The sequence below is a fragment of the Actinomadura sp. 21ATH genome (assembly GCF_041951345.1).
In the GTDB taxonomy this organism is placed as follows: domain Bacteria; phylum Actinomycetota; class Actinomycetes; order Streptosporangiales; family Streptosporangiaceae; genus Spirillospora.
Map to the genome: position 1 here is coordinate 1 of NZ_JBGNUR010000040.1, position 1,314 is coordinate 1,314.

Consider the following 1,314-nt stretch of genomic DNA (forward strand, 5'->3'; position numbering starts at 1 on the left):
GGGGGTTCCCCCTGAGATGTGGACACCGGTTTCAGGCGGCAGCGGTGAGGCTACCTGTGGTTTTCTCGTAGTTGATCGGTGAGAGGTGGCCCAAGGCCGAGTGGCGGCGGCGGGTGTTGTAGCGGGTGATCCAGCCGAACACCTGCAGGCGGGCGGTGCGGGCGTCGGGCCAGTGGCGGGCGCCTTGCAGGGTCTCGCGTTTGAGGGAGGCGTTGAAGGCTTCGGCGGCGGCGTTGTCGGCGCTGGACCCGGCCGTGCCCCGTGACCGGGTCACCCCGAGCCGGTGGCAGGCCCGCGCGAAGTCGGTGCTGCAGTACTGGGCGCCGTTGTCGCTGTGGAAGATCGCTCCGCCCAGGCTGCCCCGGGTCCGGGCTGCCGCGTGTAGCGCGTCGGTCACCAGTCCGGTGCGCATGTGGTCGGCGATCGACCAGCCCGCCAGCCGCCGCGAGCCCAGGTCCAGCACCGTGGCCAGGTAGAGGAACGTGCCGTCGGCGATGGGCAGGTAGGTGATGTCGCCGACGTATCTGCGGCCCGGTGCATCGGCGGTGAAGTCGCGTTGCAGCAGGTCGGGCACCGGTGCAGCGTCCGGGTCGGGGACGGTGGTGCGCATCTTGCGGCGCAGCCGCAGCCCGGCGATGCCGTGCACGCGCATCACCCGCTCGATCCGCTTGTGGTTGACCCGCAGCCCCTGCTCGCGCAGCTCGGCGGTGATCCGCGGGGACCCGTAGGTGCCGTCATGCTCGGCATGGATCACCGCGATCCGCGCCACCAGCTCGGTCTCGGCCCGCGCCCGGGCCGCCCGCGCGGCGGCGCCGCTGCGCCACCGGTAGAAGCTGGAGCGGGCCACGCCCAGCACCCGGCACAACCGCTTCACCCCGAAGGCGTCCGCGTGATCGTCAACGAACTGGAAGCGGTTCACCAGCCCGTCTCCCCGGCGAAATACTTCGCCGCCTTGCGCAGGATGTCGCGCTCGGTCTCCAGCTCACGGATCCGGGCCTTGAGCTGCTGATTCTCTTCCTCAAGCACGTCAGGCGAGCCTACGTCCGGCTCGGAGCGCGACGGCCGGGCCGACGCCGGCGTGGCCGGGGCGGTACCGCTTGCCCGGGCGTCCAGCACCCACTGCCGCAGCGTCGCCCGGTTGATCCCCAGATCCTCGGCGACCTGCCGATAGGTCTTGGCCGGATCCGACAGGTACAACGCCACCGCGTCGGCCTTGAACTCCTCCGGATAGTGCTTCAGCGCCATCGATGACATCTCTTCCCCTGGACCTCAAGATCCAGTCTCCAAGGTGTCCACATCCAAGGGGGAAGGCCC

At 70.3% G+C, this 1,314-nt stretch carries 1 protein-coding gene; it reads right to left on the reverse strand.

The genetic code is table 11. The features are described 5' to 3' along the window. Window positions 1–31: 31 nt before the first annotated feature. Window positions 32–1,245 (reverse strand): IS3 family transposase gene (locus ACA361_RS42235; protein ID WP_375020790.1). Its coding sequence is split into 2 segments (ribosomal slippage): window positions 32–930 and window positions 930–1,245, totalling 1,215 coding nucleotides; the frame shifts between segments, so codons are not numbered across the junction. Between the last annotated feature and the right edge of the window lie 69 nt (window positions 1,246–1,314).